At 64.0% G+C, this 14218-nt stretch carries 13 protein-coding genes; 9 read left to right on the plus strand and 4 right to left on the minus strand.

Annotated elements, in window-relative coordinates; genetic code table 11:
* Positions 1-65 precede the first annotated feature (65 nt).
* On the minus strand, positions 66-2174 hold the full coding sequence (locus CV102_RS21235; RefSeq protein ID WP_148860027.1) for a hypothetical protein: 2109 nt from the start codon (positions 2172-2174) through the stop codon (positions 66-68).
* A gap of 178 nt (positions 2175-2352) precedes the next feature.
* On the opposite strand from CV102_RS21235, the gene glyA reads away from it, so the two are divergent.
* Positions 2353-3600: a serine hydroxymethyltransferase gene (glyA, locus tag CV102_RS21240; RefSeq protein ID WP_148860028.1), complete on the plus strand. Its 1248-nt coding sequence runs from the start codon at positions 2353-2355 to the stop codon at positions 3598-3600.
* A 90-nt stretch (positions 3601-3690) separates the two neighbouring features.
* Positions 3691-4641, plus strand: coding sequence for a hypothetical protein (locus CV102_RS21245; RefSeq protein WP_148860029.1), 951 nt, complete (start codon positions 3691-3693; stop codon positions 4639-4641).
* Between the two features lie 108 nt (positions 4642-4749).
* Here the strand turns inward: CV102_RS21245 and CV102_RS21250 are convergent, their stop codons facing one another.
* Positions 4750-5826, minus strand: coding sequence for a TrmB family transcriptional regulator (locus CV102_RS21250; protein ID WP_148860030.1), 1077 nt, complete (start codon positions 5824-5826; stop codon positions 4750-4752).
* Positions 5827-6052: 226 nt separating this feature from the next.
* On the opposite strand from CV102_RS21250, the gene folD reads away from it, so the two are divergent.
* Positions 6053-6946, plus strand: a complete 894-nt coding sequence (folD, locus tag CV102_RS21255; protein ID WP_148860031.1) for a bifunctional methylenetetrahydrofolate dehydrogenase/methenyltetrahydrofolate cyclohydrolase FolD — start codon at positions 6053-6055, stop codon at positions 6944-6946.
* Between the two features lie 16 nt (positions 6947-6962).
* On the opposite strand, the gene CV102_RS21260 is transcribed toward folD, so the two are convergent.
* Together CV102_RS21260 and CV102_RS21265 are read right to left on the minus strand one after the other, a co-directional pair.
* Positions 6963-7685, minus strand: a complete 723-nt coding sequence (locus CV102_RS21260) for a DUF7117 family protein (protein ID WP_148860032.1) — start codon at positions 7683-7685, stop codon at positions 6963-6965.
* Positions 7686-7730: 45 nt separating this feature from the next.
* On the minus strand, positions 7731-8741 hold the full coding sequence (locus tag CV102_RS21265; RefSeq protein ID WP_148860033.1) for a lysylphosphatidylglycerol synthase transmembrane domain-containing protein: 1011 nt from the start codon (positions 8739-8741) through the stop codon (positions 7731-7733).
* Between the two features lie 305 nt (positions 8742-9046).
* On the opposite strand from CV102_RS21265, the gene CV102_RS21270 reads away from it, so the two are divergent.
* The 6 genes from CV102_RS21270 to CV102_RS21290 all read left to right on the plus strand — a co-directional run bounded on the left by CV102_RS21270 (position 9047) and on the right by CV102_RS21290 (position 14199).
* Entirely contained in the window at positions 9047-9775 is a 729-nt protein-coding gene (locus CV102_RS21270; protein ID WP_148860034.1) for a hypothetical protein, read from the plus strand.
* 313 nt (positions 9776-10088) lie between these two features.
* Positions 10089-10235, plus strand: coding sequence for a hypothetical protein (locus CV102_RS26215; RefSeq protein WP_187433066.1), 147 nt, complete (start codon positions 10089-10091; stop codon positions 10233-10235).
* A gap of 448 nt (positions 10236-10683) precedes the next feature.
* Complete coding sequence (locus CV102_RS21275; protein ID WP_148860035.1) at positions 10684-10959, plus strand: PadR family transcriptional regulator; 276 nt, start codon at positions 10684-10686, stop codon at positions 10957-10959.
* Positions 10960-10962: 3 nt separating this feature from the next.
* On the plus strand, positions 10963-11241 hold the full coding sequence (locus CV102_RS21280; RefSeq protein WP_148860036.1) for a hypothetical protein: 279 nt from the start codon (positions 10963-10965) through the stop codon (positions 11239-11241).
* Between the two features lie 190 nt (positions 11242-11431).
* Entirely contained in the window at positions 11432-12724 is a 1293-nt protein-coding gene (locus CV102_RS21285) for an MgtC/SapB family protein (protein ID WP_148860037.1), read from the plus strand.
* A gap of 119 nt (positions 12725-12843) precedes the next feature.
* Positions 12844-14199, plus strand: coding sequence for an aminotransferase class III-fold pyridoxal phosphate-dependent enzyme (locus CV102_RS21290; protein ID WP_148860038.1), 1356 nt, complete (start codon positions 12844-12846; stop codon positions 14197-14199).
* Positions 14200-14218: the final 19 nt, after the last annotated feature.

Below are 14218 nucleotides of genomic sequence, written 5' to 3' on the forward strand. Positions count from 1 at the left end.
GACACCGGCCGTCGAGTTTTGGTCGAGCGAGCGTCGAACCACGTCAGTTGGTACGTCCGGCACTCTCAGGCAAACTGCGGCCAGAGTTCTTCGGACCAGTAGACGTCGCCGTCGTAGATGACGGACGCCTCGGTGTCCCTGAGCAGCGACGAGAGCTCCGATTCGGTCACCGTGAAGCTGGATTCGTTGCCACAGAGGTAGGCGCACTCCTGGTCTACGGTGTGTGGAACGTAGTACGAGCCGGTCGCACGCGTCGAGTAGCAGTCGAAGTTCAGCAGGTAGCGGTCGTCCTCGAGTTCCTCGAGCGTCGCCGTCGCCGGGAGTCGACTGTCGCTCTGGGTGAGCGAGTGGGTGCCGTCGCCGACGACGGCGTAGTCTTTCCCCATCATGATGCGCCTGCGTGCGAGACGCAGTGCCCGTTCGATGCTGAACCCGTGGACGAGGAGTTTTGCAAACGTCGATCCGACCTTGACGGCGTGGTCGTTCAGGACCGTCCTGAACGTCACCGCGCCCGCGACGCTGCCCTTCTCGACGAGGGTTGTCCCCTCGTAGAAGGAGCCACAGGCGTTGAGGAAAAACGTCTGTGCGGAACACTGCTCGAGGCTCGCTGTCGAGAGATAGCCGTCGGTACAGCGGAGCCCATCGGTTTCGCAGTGGCCGATGTAGTGGACGAAGTCGTAATCGTTCTCGAACACGCGGGCGAGTTCGGCCGTCGTGAGCCCCTCCTCGACGGTGACGTCCATCGTCACCTCCTTCGATCGGCGGCGGTAGATGGTCGCGACGTCGTCGTGCTCGCCGGCCATCTCGGGATCGTTCAGGACGACACAGATCGAGGTCGACTCGCTCGAGCGCTCGAGGTACTCGAGACGGTTGTGGTAGGCTGCGGGCGTGGATTTGAAGACGTCGATCGGAACCCCGTCCGCGAGCCAGCCGTGGACCCGTGCGTCCCTGAGATCCGGCTTGACGATATCCACCGAGGCGACCTGTCCGGAGTGAGCACGGGGTCCGGACGAGTCGTCGCCGCCGCGGTAGAAGTCGGCCAGGGAACGTTCGATCAGCTCCCGTCCCTCGAGTTCGGACGTTCGCGGCGTGTAGAGCATGCTCATGCGGTCGAGCAGGAAGGGGAGCGCCTCGGCGAGTTCGTAGTCTGGGCTCACGTAGGTCGCGAGGTGCCACTCGGGAAGGCGGTGTTCGACTGCCTCGTACGGCACGTCGAGGTACGCCGCGAGTCGATCGGCTGCAGACGTCCCGTAGAGCCTGGTGCTGTCCAGTTCCAGCACCTCGAGGAGGCTCGACTCCGCGAGGGCCGTCCCGTGAGGGCCGGCGTTGCGAACCAGACAGTCGAGGAAGAACGTCTTCCGAAGGAGGCGTTCGACGGATCGCTCGAGGCCAGGCATGGACGTGAGCGGTGTTTCGATCCCCCGATCAGGAATGCGAAGCCGGGGTCGCGTACGGCCGCCGTCGGTTCCACCGCTTCTGTGGCCTTCGTCGATCGTTCGCACCGTCGCCTGGAGGTAGTACGCGAGCGGTGCGGTGACGTACAGCGACTCGTAGCTTGGCGGAACCACGAGTTCGATCCCGGTGTCGTCTCTGTCGGACCGGATCTCGTCGGGAATCTCGAGTTCGTCACCGAACTCGATCAGCGGCGGATGTCCGCGAAGCGTCGGGTAGGTTCGATCCGGCCGGTCGGTCTTGTGTGAGGACGCGAGATGGGTGATCGCGGTCGCGACGTCGGCCGGCGAGTCGGGGACGGTTATCGTCCCTGCGGGGAACTCGTGGCGGCTTCGGAAGCCGACGATGACGCGTGTGCGTTCCGGGAACGAGACCACGATCGACTCGAAGTCGTCGGTCTTCTCGATAGTGGCCGGCCCGGAAAAGCGGAGGTAGCTCTTGATCTCCGTGTCGACGTCGACGACGTACTCGCTGGGCGGCAGGGAGAGCGGTTCACCGCTGTGGTCGAGTTCGTATCGAGTGCCCGAGCCGAGCGCGAAGGCGTAGACGACCGCGTGCGGGAATCGGAGTTCGTCCGTCGTGACGGTGACCGTCTCGTCGACGGGACGGGAAATCTCTCGACCGGATCCGGAGACCTCGAGCGGAGATCCCTCTACCGAGAGTTCCGCGTTGTCCGTATCCATGACGTGGAGCGTATCCCCTACTGACGCCCACTCGATCATTCGGTATGCTGAATGTTCGTCCGATAAGTTAGGTGTATCGGACGGAACCGCTCCGCGGCGTCGACGGACCAAATTGACGATATCCTCGAATCGGTTCTCGAGGAACGGACCGTGCGTATACTGGCTCGACTTGCCGAAGACGGGTACACTTATACGCTCACCAGACCGCACACCAGACATGGAACACGAGCACGTCCGGGAGGTCGATCCCGCCGTCGCCGATGCTCTCGAAGCGGAGGTCGACCGTCAGCGAGACTCGCTCCAGATGATCGCCAGCGAGAACCACGTCAGTCGCGCCGTCGTCGACGCCCAGGGAAGCGTGCTGACGAACAAGTACGCCGAGGGCTACCCCGGCGCCCGGTACTACGGTGGCTGTGAGCACGCCGACGAGGTCGAACAGTTCGCGATCGACCGCGCGACGGAGCTGTTCGGCGCCGAGCACGTCAACGTCCAGCCCCACTCGGGCACGCAAGCCAACCAGGCCGTCTACTTCGCGATGCTCGAGCCCGGCGACAAGATCCTCTCGCTCGATCTGACCCACGGCGGACACCTGAGCCACGGCCACCCCGCGAACTTCGTCGGACAGCTGTACGAGGTCGAACAGTACGAGGTCGACCCCGAGACGGGCTACCTCGACTACGAGGGACTCGCCGAGCAGGCCGCCGAGTTCGAACCCGATATCATCGTCTCGGGCTACTCGGCGTATCCGCGTGAGGTCGAGTGGGAACGTATCCAGGAGGCAGCCGACGACGTCGGTGCGCTCCACCTCGCGGACATCGCCCACATCACGGGGCTCGTCGCCGCCGGCGCTCACGAGTCGCCGGTCGGCGTCGCCGACTTCGTCACCGGGAGCACACACAAGACCATTCGGGCCGGACGCGGCGGCATCGTCATGTGTGACGAGGAACACGCCGACGATATCGACGCGGCCGTCTTCCCCGGCGGTCAGGGCGGTCCCCTCATGCACAACGTCGCCGGCAAGGCCGTCGGCTTCGAGGAGGCGCTCCAGCCGGAGTTCGAAGCGTACGCCTCCCAGACCGTCGCGAACGCGAAGGCCCTGGGCGACCAGCTCTCCGAACACGGCTTCTCGCTGGTTTCGGGCGGCACCGACAACCACCTCGTGCTCGTGGACCTCCGCGACAGTCATCCGGACACCAGCGGCGGCGACGCCGAGGAGGCCCTCGAGGAGGCCGGCATCGTCCTCAACGGGAACACGGTCCCCGGCGAGACCCGCTCGCCGTTCGACCCGTCCGGCATCCGCGCCGGCACCCCGGCGCTGACGACGCGCGGCTTCGACGAGGACGACTGTCGCACCGTCGCCGACCTGATTGCCCGCGTCGTCGACGCACCCGACGACGAGGACGTCATCGCCGAGGTTCGCGACGAGGTCTCGGAACTCTGCGACGAGAACCCACTCTACGAGTAGGGAGTCTCTCCGACCGTTTTTTGCTCGCGCTCGCCAAGCCTGTCAGTCGCTGGCACCCGCCTTATCTGATCGCTCGCTGTACGATCGCCCATGTCGAAGCGTCCGACCGGCACGACGATGGACGACGATCGATTACACGAGCTTAGAGAAACCGACGAGACGACGGCATCGGCGCTCGCGATCGACGTCTCGGCGCTCGCCGACCGAATGCGAGCGACTCCCGGGGATCCGATCGACTGGACCGTCGACGACGAGCGCGAGGAACTGCCGATGCTCGTCGTCAGCGCGATCGACGAGGAGGCGACGGGTGAGGCCCCGTACGCGCGCCAGCTTCGCGAGGAAGACGAAGCCGTCGTCGCGCCTGTACCAGACACGCTCCTCGAGGCCGACCCGCCAGACGGCTTCGGTCTCGATCTCTCCACGTACGACGAGAACCGGGCGCTCCTGTTCGACGTCATCACGATCGACGAGACGATCGGGTTCGTTCCGGTCCGGTTCAGCGACGGGGAGCCGTTCGCAGCGGACCCGTTGCCGGACGTCGCCGAGGACAGCGACCCCGTCGCGGAGGAGACCATAGCGCGCGAGGGAGGCGGCGATCCGACGCCGCGGCCAGAGACGGTCTCCGCGCCGATCGACGCCGACCTGCTCGAGTCGGCCCTTGCCGACATCGACGCCGACGCTGAGGAATTAGCGTCGGACGTCGCCGGGATCCTCGAGGGGATCGAGCGTCACGACGTCGTCGGTCCGGACGACATCGTCTCGGCGCATCCGCCGCTTGCCGTCGAGAGTCGGGTTCTCTGTCTCCTCGAGGAGGGGTTCTGGACGAGCGAGATCGCGCCCCGACTCGAGGCAGTCGGCGTGGACGTCGGCGAGGCTGCGCTCGAGGTCGCTCGCCAGGGACACGAACGACAGGCGGAGCAGTTGATCGAGGCGGCGGACGAGCCCGAGTACCGGGACGCCGCGCCGGAGTACGATGTCGCGGTCACGGGGGAGCGCGACACCGCCGAGTGGGAGGTTTCGGAGACGGGAACGAGTCGGTGAAGGTAACCGGACTTCGACGAAGCGACGAGACGCATCGAAGTCACGACGGTCGAGTGTCGACAATCGAGTACCGGGGTAACAAGACGACCGCAGGCGATCCTCGGTCGTTCAGTTCTCGCGAACGTCTTCGACGACGATTCGGTAGGCCTCGACGTCCTCGAGCAGCGCGCCCCAACCGCCGATCTCGTAGCGGTCGTCGTCGGTCTCGAGCACGAAGTTGGCCTCCTGTGCGAAGGCGGCGAGCGACGGACCATCCTCGACATCGATGGACGTGACGTCGGTAGCGCGGCCGGCGAGCGTCACGGTCGACCCGGTCGTCCGGTCCCGTCCCTCGACGTACACGCGGACGTCGCGACCGGCGTCGACGTGAGGCGCGATGTCGACGAGACAGCTCCGCATATCGGTGTACGTCGCCGGCCACCCTTCCTCGCGGGCGGAGTACAGCACCTCCCAGGATTCCCAGATGGCCGTCTGGTAGTACCAGTCGAAGATCTGCGAAAGGGAGTAGTCGTCGACGAGAACGCCGTACTCGCGTCCATTGGGACGCCGTTCCATGGGTGCGAAACAGACCTCGGACCGGTCGGCGAGAACGAGAAAGGGCGTCGGGAGTCGACAGTGCCTGACTTCGGTCGTGGTACCTGCAAAGTGTTCTTCCAGATCGTCGATGGAGGCGTTCGACGACGCCGGCGTAATCGTCACTTTCACGACGACGCCACGTTCGAACGCCGCTGTGAGGACGTCGCGGAGCTGCTCGTACTGTTCGAGCGGCGTCGCGATCTCCACCTCGTACTCGGCACTCTCGATGGCTTCGCGGGCATGATCGAGAACCGTCCGGAACCGCGTGACGACGCCGACGGTACGGTCGTGGTCGTTCGGTTCCTGCCAGCGCTCCTCGAGTTCATCGGCGGCCGCGGTCATGAGTTTCGCCTGTTCGGTGATTTCGTCGACGACGTCCGAAGGATCGCTCGCCTCCGCGCGGAGCGTGCCTTCCTGGTAGAGCTCGACGTAGTCGCGTGACTCGAGCTCTCGGAGGATGTCGTAAATGCGCGCCTGCGGGACGTCGGACCGCTCGGCGATTTCGACGGCGGTTGCGGAGCCGCGCTCGACGAGCGTCAGGTACGCGTCGGCCTCGTACTGTGTGAGACCGGAGCGTTCGAGGACGTCCCTGAGCGTCGAGGAATTCATACGAGCAGAATGGCATCCCGGAGCCGTAAACAGTTCGGGTTTGTCGTCGTTCCCGTACCGATTCGTCCGCCAGACGGATCAGCGGCTTCCACGCTGAATTCGAGGGTCATCGGGTGGAACGGTGAACACACTACCACTGCACGAACGTGCACACTTTGTAGTCTCTAGGAGGGTATATAGGCACGGATCCGAGGGTTAATTAGCCTCGCAGCCGCCCACTCGAGTGATGACCGAGATCATCGACGGCAAGGCCGTCGCGAGCGAGATCCGTGACGACCTGACCGACGCGATCGAGACGCTGGCCGACGCCGGCGCACGGCCAGGTCTGGCGACGGTGTTGATGGGTGACGATCCCGCGAGCCAGACCTACGTCAACATGAAGCAACGCGACTGCGAGGAGGTCGGGATCGAGAGCATCCACGTCGACGTCGACGGCGACGCCCCGCCCGAGGAGCTGTACGACGCGATCGCCGACCTCAACGAGGATCCGGACGTCCACGGCTACATCGTCCAGGCACCCGTTCCGGACCACGTCGACTACCGCAACGTGATCCGCCGGGTCGATCCCCGCAAGGACGTCGACGGCTTCCACCCCGAGAACGTCGGGCGACTCGTCGCCGGCGACGCCCGGTTCCGACCGTGTACCCCCCACGGCGTCCAGAAGCTGCTCGAGTCCGCCGGGGTCGAACTCGAGGGCGCGGACGTCACGATCGTCGGCCGTTCGGATATCGTCGGCAAGCCGCTGGCGAACCTGCTGATCCAGAAGGCCGACGACGGCAACGCGACGGTCACCGTCTGTCACTCCCGGACGGAGGATCTCGCCGAAAAGACCCGGCGGGCAGATATCGTCGTCGCGGCCGCGGGCGCTCCCGAACTGATCGACGGCTCGATGATCGGCGAGGGTGCGGTCGTGATCGACGTCGGCGTCAATCGCGTGGACGCCGACACCGAGAAAGGGTACGAACTCGTCGGCGACGTCGAGTTCGAGAGCGCGAAGGAGCGGGCGAGCGCGATCACGCCGGTCCCCGGCGGCGTCGGCCCGATGACCCGCGCGATGTTGCTCTACAATACGGTCAAAGCCGCGAGCCAGCAGGAAGACGTCGACGTCGACCTTCCATAGTTCGTCCTCGTTCTCCTTACTCGACGCCGAACTCGAGGCCCTCGAGTCGATCCTGCGCCTGCGTGAACGCGAGGTCGTCGCCGCGAAGCCCGTTTGCGAGATCGCGGGTCGCCTCGACCAGCCGCTCGGCCGTCCGCGACTCGACGTCTCCGTCGAGCATCCGGACGCGCTTGACGTGTTCGCCGAGGGTCTCTACGGCACCGCGTTCGGCCGGCGTCAGCTCTCGGTCCTCGACCCAGGTCCTGACGTCCCGGCGGTACTCGCGAACTGCGTTCGCGTACGCGAGTCCGCGAGCGCCCTGGAGCGTCGGCGGAACCTCGGCGATCGACGGCCGTTCGCCCTCGTCGGCGCCGCGCAACAGCGAGAGGAAGTACAGTTCCTCGCGCTCCTCGAGGTGGATCTCGCGGCCGACGACGTCGGCGACGTGAAGCAGTTCGGTCGCCGCCAGGTAGGTGTCGTCGAGCTCTCGGAGGTCGCCGGCGCTGATGAAACCGCGACGGCGAACGTACTCTTTCGCGTGCTCGCGCGCACGATTCGCGAGGTCGTCGGTCGAGACGTCGTCGATGGCGTTTCGTACCTCTGTAAGATCGAATTCGACCGAGAGGTCGGTGTGTTCGGTTCGGTCGTCGAGCCCAACGCTGCGGAGACTGCCACAGGCCGGACAGCCGACGCTGCCGGTCTCGTAGTACGACCAGCGCGTCCCACAGTCCTGACACTCGCGCTCGCCCCGGATCTTCATGTGCGACGCTACGGTCGGAACGCCCAAAAGACCCATCGACCCGCGCTACTGCTCGCGGAGCAACAGGACACCGCCGGCCGCCCCGCCGATACCGATCGTGAGCCAGTACGTACAGGCGCGGTAGATGAGTGCGACGGTCAGGGCGGCTGCCGGGCTGAGACCCCCGAGGGTCGTGAGGACGGCCGTAACCATCGCCTCGACGCCGCCGGTGCCGCCCGGTGCGGGGACGACCGAGCCGAGCTTTCCGAACGCGACGGCGAGGGCGACGACCGAAAGCGGGAGCTGGTAGCCGAGCGACGTCGCTCCGATATACACCGGGAGCATGAGAAAGACCATCCCGAGGTGAGCGTACGCGGCCGCGACGACTACCGTTCGTCTATCGGCCGTGATCGTATCGACGGTGGTGTAGAACCCCTCGAGACGGCTCCGAACGGATTCCGCGGCGAGACGATCGTCGAACCGGGTGGTAAACCGTCCCACGAGACGGCGAACGACGCTCGTCGCGCCGATCACGAGTGAGTAGACGAGTTCGGGTCGCCGCACGACGAGGACGACGACGGTGGCGATAACCAGAAACAGCACGCCGAAGGCCACGAACTGGTTGATCAGACCATCACCGAGCGCGTCGTCGGCGACGATCAGCCCGAGCGCGGCGAAGCCGAACGTGTAGTAGGGAACGTAGTTCAGGAGGTCCGCGGAGAGAACGCTTGCGAGTCCGTCCTCGTAGGCCATCTCCTCCTCCCGAGAGACCAGGTAGGCGACGAACGGCTCCGTCGCGATTTGGCCGTACGGCGTGACGTACTTGACGAACATCGCGGTCAGAAACAGTCCCGCGATCTGGGCGCGGGAGAGGCCGTCATCGATCAACGAGAGAAACTGCTCCCAGACCAGTCCGCGAAACGTTAGCGCGAGGAGTCCGGAGAGAACGCCGAGTGTGAGGATACGGTAATCCGCCTGTGAGAGTTCCGCAAGCAAGTCCTGGCCGCCGACGGCACTTATCAGGACCACGAGGAGGAGAACGGCGAACGTGAATCCGACTGCGATCCGTCGTTTCACGGCGCTAACGTCGTGCTAGGTGTTCAACTATGTTGTCATCTCCGTACGACCGTCGCCCGAGAAGACTCCCCGCTGTGTCGTGCTCGCTCGCGCAGTACGGATGTCGTCGATCAACAGTCTGTTGTCGATCCACCGTTCACTGAGACGAGCGTTCCGCGGATCGATTCCCGTTCCGTGACGTTCTCACTCGGCGAACGATACGAGTCTGATGAGGGTCATGGGATTTTGTCTACTTTTCAATAGGTCATTAACGTACGGCAGGTGCAGGCCACATCGAAACCAATGTGAGCGTTCTACCTGGAGATATGTCCCGCCCAGAACTCAACCGACGAAAGTTCGTTGCCGCAGCAGGTACCGCAAGTGCACTCGTTCTCGCTGGCTGTGCCGACGAGGGCCCCGGTGACGACGAAGAAGACGACGAGATGATGGACGACGAAGAAGACGACGAGATGATGGACGACGAAGAAGACGACGAGATGAACGGAGACGACGAGGACGAAACCTACACGCTGACGGTAACTGTCGAAGACGAGGAAGGCGAACCCGCCGAGGGCGCGACCGTCACCCTCGAGGAAGCGGACATGCTGGACGATGACGACGAGATGGACGATGACGACGAGATGGAAGACGACGAGGAGATGGGTGAAGACGACGAAATGGGTGAAGATGATGAAGAGATGGGCGAAGATGACGAGGAGATGGGCGAAGACGACGACGAGATGGAAGACGACGACGAAATGGGTGAAGACGACGACGAAATGGGCGAAGATGACGACGAGATGGAAGACGACGAAGAGGACGATTGGGAAGACGAAACCGACGAGGACGGCGAAGTCGAGTTCGAGGACCTCGAGGACGGCGACTACACCGTGACCGCCGAACACGAGGGCGAAGAAGCCGAAGAGGACGTCGAGATCGACGGCGACGACGAAGAGGTTACGCTGACGCTCGGCGAAGAAGACGACGAGATGATGGACGACGAAGAAGACGACGAGATGATGGACGACGAGGAGGAGGACGACGACGGTATCTGATCGGCCGGCCACACCCGAATCGACTTCGAATCAACGTTGCCGACGTGTCCCACTCGTTTTTTCGTCGAACCGAGAGCGAGAGTCGTCGCTGTCGCGCCGAGATCGAATCGGGCAGGTCGGCGAACTCGAGGTCGCGCCATCGCAGACACTCCTTGCGAGCCGGTCGCAAGGGGCCTTTTATAAAAACGAAAGATGTCACTTACCCGTGAAACGAACTCGAGTGGTGATCACGAGTCGAACGAGGGTGTGCTAATGACCCACTAGCAATCGATCACGGCGAGCTTTTTTGCGTGTCACCGAGGTAGTGGCGAGTATGCGCGACGAGGAGGAAATCCGCGAGCAGTACGAGTTCCTCGAGGAGCAACTCGAGAGCGAGGAGATGCGACACGACGGTGTCAAAGAGATGTTCACTTATTATAAACGTGCACTCGGCTGGGTGCTCGAGGAAGAGCACATCTGAGTGACTCTCAGTCCGGCGCGACGTATCATCAGGTCAGCCGGTTGCGACACATTTAAGTATGGGGAGCGAAATCTTTCAAGTGACGCTTCGCTTGGAGGGCCGAAGCGTCAGCGGGGACCAATTCAGGGCGGCAAGCGGTCGTGCGACATTTTTCCGTCGCACGACTCGCTTTCCTGTTTCCTGTTGCTGATTCACGTTCGAGCGATTAGCGACTCGTTCACAGAGTTCCGACTAACGTCACACAACAGTGGTACGAATACCGGCGCGAACGAGACGAACTGTAAACATGAATCTGGAGTTATGTATACACCGACGGCCGATTCATCACCGTTGTTACCATTTGAAACTGGCCGAAATAGCTATCTTCGATGGTAATATCCCTGTTTCGGTCGAAACAACCCGATAGCCTTATTAAAATTCGACAGTAAGAACAGGTGGTACTTTCCCAATGTACGACCTGACAGGATTCCAGCGTGATCTGCTCTACGTCATCGCTGGCGAGGAGGAGCCCCACGGACTGGCGATCAAGGAGGAACTCGAACAGTACTACGAGAAGGAGATCCACCACGGCCGCCTCTATCCGAACCTCGATACGCTCGTGGATAAGGGCCTCGTCGAGAAGGGGAGCCGAGACCGGCGAACCAACTTCTACACGCTGACTCGTCGCGGCCGCCGGGAACTCGAGGCGCGTAGAGAGTGGGAAGCCCAGTACGTCGATCTGTAAGGGGTGGTCTCTACACGGTCGGTTTCGGCGCTCGTCGGGCTGGCTGCCGGGCTCGTGGTGAGCGTCGCTGCCTGGGTCTACCTCGAGACACTCCTGCTCTTCGTGTTCCTGCCGTTCGTTCCGTTTCTCTTCCTGGGCCGGGGTGGGTCAGCGCGACCCGAACCCGAGCGCCGACATTGTCAGCGCTGCGGCTTTGAAACGGCGACCCCGGAGTACGAGTACTGTCCCCGGGATGGTTCGCGACTCCGGCAGGGAGCGAGCGATCGGTCCGGCGGAACCTGATACGGTCTGTTGTAACGATTTACCGGTGAAACCGCAGACCCGTCTCGGTTTCGCCGGCAATGGCTTACAACAGTCCGTATGACGTCACGTTCGAGGCGGATCACGTGAAGTCGCTGGTGGCTGCCTTCGATGCCGATTCCGCTCGCCGGCCGGCACGTCGTTTATATATATCCACAATGAATTACATGGAGTGTACGAGGTCACGTTGCAGGTCGCAGAGGGGCCGCTCGACGAAACCGTCGTTCGGATCGCGCTCGCCGGTGCGCTCGGGATGTTCCTGGGTCTCGAGCGCGAGTGGTCACAGAAGTCCGCCGGGATCCGGACCTTCTCACTGATCAGTCTCCTCGCCGCCGTCTTCACGATTCTCGTCCTCGAAACGGCCGTCGGAGAGAGTTTGCTGATCCTCGGCGGACTGCTCGTGATCGTCCAGGGCGTGTTGCTCGCCGTGCAAGGCCTCACGGGCGACGAAGACGCTGGACTCTCGCTGACGACATCGGTCTCGATGCTCGTCGCGTACGGCGTCGGTGCGCTCGTCGCCGCGGGATTCATCATCGAGGGCGTCACCGTCGCCGTCCTCTCGTCGCTGCTGCTCGTGTTGAAGCGCGAACTCCACGAGTTCGCGTGGGGACTCTCCCGCGAGGAGATGCGCTCGACGGTCGAGTTTGCCATCCTCGCGTTCGTCATCTATCCACTGCTTCCGGCCGAGACGACCCTCGATCTCGGCGTCCTGACGATCCCGCTCGAGCCGCAGGTTATCTGGCTGATGGTCGTCGCGGTCGCCGGGATCGGGATCGTCAACTACGCGATCGTCTCGACGTACGGCGGTCGCGGCATCGCCGTCACCGGCTTCTTCGGCGGACTCGCCTCCTCGACGGCCGTCGTCGGGACCATGCTCGATCACGTCCGCCAGCGACCGGAGGCCGCCTCGTACGCCGTCGCCGCGATCCTGCTGGCGAACGCGGCGATGGCCGCGCGGAACCTCGCGATCGCGGTCGGCTTCACGATCGGCAGCGGGAGCGCCGTGCTCGTCGAGGCCATCATCCCGCTCGGCGCCGTCATTCTGGTCGCGTTCGCCATCGCCGGACTCACTGCCGACTGGAGCGAGTCCGGCGCGATGGAGCTCGAGAGCCCCTTCTCGATGAAGAACGCGCTCGGGTTCGGCGCCGTCTTCCTCGTCGTACTCGTGTTCGGGTCGCTCGCGGAGACCTGGTTCGGGACGCTCGGCTTCTACGCGACCGCGGTTGCGAGCGGCTTCGTCTCGAGTGCGGGTGCGACCACGTCGGCCGTCGTCCTCTACCGCGGGGGACAGCTCGGCGCCCCGGAGGCGACGATCGCGATCCTGCTGGCGACGGTCTCGAGCATCCTGGTCAAGACGGCGCTGGCGGCGACATCCTCGAACCACAGCTTCCGCAACCAGGTCGCGGCGTACAGCGTGTTATTACTGATCGGCGGCGCGCTGGCGACGTTACTCGTCGTCATCTAATACTGTCGGACAGAACTATTCGAAGATCGGTCGCCTGAACTCTCACTGACTTCTGTTCGACAGTATAAACGCGACGGACAGGTCGGACATCTTTAATTGATGGAGACAAACAGGGCAGCATGGACCGCGATACGGTCGAACCAGAGGTGGAGACGATTCCCGGCGAGCGAGCGAAACGGTGGGCCGAGTACCACCATCAGTACGCCGCCCCGAGTACGTACGTCTACGAGTTCGTCTGGGACACCCAGGCCGAAGCGATCGGTCCGTTCTGTACGGACGTCGACGGCAACGTCCTGCTCGATTTCACGAGCCACGTCGCCGCCGCCCCGCTCGGCTACAACAACCCGCTCGTTCGCGAGAAACTCGAGGAGTTCGACCTCGTCGACCCGTTGAAGATCGCCGGCCAGGACTTCTACGTCAGCGGCGGTGGGCCGCCGGAGGATCCCGAGTTCCCCGGCCCGACCCAGCTTCAGGATCGGCTGATCGCGATGACCGATCACTACGACATGGATCGGGTCTTCCTCTCGAACTCCGGCGCCGAAGCCGTCGAGAACGCCATCAAGATCTGTTACGCCTCCGGCGGCCACCGGGCGTTCACTTTCGACGGCGCGTTCCACGGCCGCTCCCTGGGTGCGCTCTCGCTCAACCGCTCGAAGGCCGTCCACCGGACGGGCTACCCCGAGGTACCTGGCGTCGTCAGCGTCCCGTATCCCTCGACGCAGGAAGCCTACGAGAACGACTGGCTGACCGACGGCGCCGGCGGGAACGTCGTCGCCGACAAGCTCCACCCCGAGCGCGGCGTCATCGATCCCGCGGAGGTCGCCTACCTCATCCTCGAGCCGATCCAGGGCGAAGGCGGCTACCGCGTCGCTCACTCCGAGTTCGCTCGGGACCTCGAGGAGCTGCGCCAGCGCTACGACCTGCAGATCATCGCCGACGAGATCCAGACCGGGCTCGGCCGAACGGGCGAACTCTGGGGCGTCGACCACCTCGATCTCACCCCCGACGTCATCACCAGTGCCAAGGGACTGCGCGTCGGCGCGACCATCTCCCGGTCGGACGTCTTCCCTGAAGAGACGGGGCGGATCTCCTCGACCTGGGGTGCCGGCGACATGATGGCCGCGATGCAGGGCGTGCTGACGATCGACGCCATCCACGAGGCGAACCTCCTCGAGAACGTCCGCGAACGGGGCGAGCAACTCCGGAATCGACTCGAGGAGTCCGAAGCGCCGGGGATGATCGACGTCCGCGGTCGCGGGCTGATGCTCGCCGTCGAGTTCGACAGCAAAGACCGGCGAGAAGCCGTCGTCGAAGCCGCGTTCAACCGCGGGCTGCTCACGCTCGGCTGTGGCTACAAGACGCTTCGACTACTCCCGCCGCTCGACGTCACCGAGCGGGAGATCGACCTCGGCGCGGACCTCTTCCTCGAGGCGATCGACGACGTCGCCACGGAGATCCAGGCGCCCTCCTCGTAAGTTCGCGTTCGACCGCGTT

Source organism: Natronococcus pandeyae (assembly GCF_008122205.1).
Taxonomy (GTDB): Archaea; Halobacteriota; Halobacteria; order Halobacteriales; family Natrialbaceae; genus Natronococcus; species Natronococcus pandeyae.

What these genes read in the sequence shown, in the direction of transcription:
- CV102_RS21235 (WP_148860027.1), bottom strand. Translation starts at nt 2,174, where the DNA reads ATGATCGAGTGGGCGTCAGTAGGGGATACGCTCCACGTCATGGATACG.
- glyA (WP_148860028.1), top strand. Translation starts at nt 2,353, where the DNA reads ATGGAACACGAGCACGTCCGGGAGGTCGATCCCGCCGTCGCCGATGCT.
- CV102_RS21245 (WP_148860029.1), top strand. Translation starts at nt 3,691, where the DNA reads ATGTCGAAGCGTCCGACCGGCACGACGATGGACGACGATCGATTACAC.
- CV102_RS21250 (WP_148860030.1), bottom strand. Translation starts at nt 5,826, where the DNA reads ATGAATTCCTCGACGCTCAGGGACGTCCTCGAACGCTCCGGTCTCACA.
- folD (WP_148860031.1), top strand. Translation starts at nt 6,053, where the DNA reads ATGACCGAGATCATCGACGGCAAGGCCGTCGCGAGCGAGATCCGTGAC.
- CV102_RS21260 (WP_148860032.1), bottom strand. Translation starts at nt 7,685, where the DNA reads ATGAAGATCCGGGGCGAGCGCGAGTGTCAGGACTGTGGGACGCGCTGG.
- CV102_RS21270 (WP_148860034.1), top strand. Translation starts at nt 9,047, where the DNA reads ATGTCCCGCCCAGAACTCAACCGACGAAAGTTCGTTGCCGCAGCAGGT.
- CV102_RS26215 (WP_187433066.1), top strand. Translation starts at nt 10,089, where the DNA reads ATGCGCGACGAGGAGGAAATCCGCGAGCAGTACGAGTTCCTCGAGGAG.
- CV102_RS21275 (WP_148860035.1), top strand. Translation starts at nt 10,684, where the DNA reads ATGTACGACCTGACAGGATTCCAGCGTGATCTGCTCTACGTCATCGCT.
- CV102_RS21290 (WP_148860038.1), top strand. Translation starts at nt 12,844, where the DNA reads ATGGACCGCGATACGGTCGAACCAGAGGTGGAGACGATTCCCGGCGAG.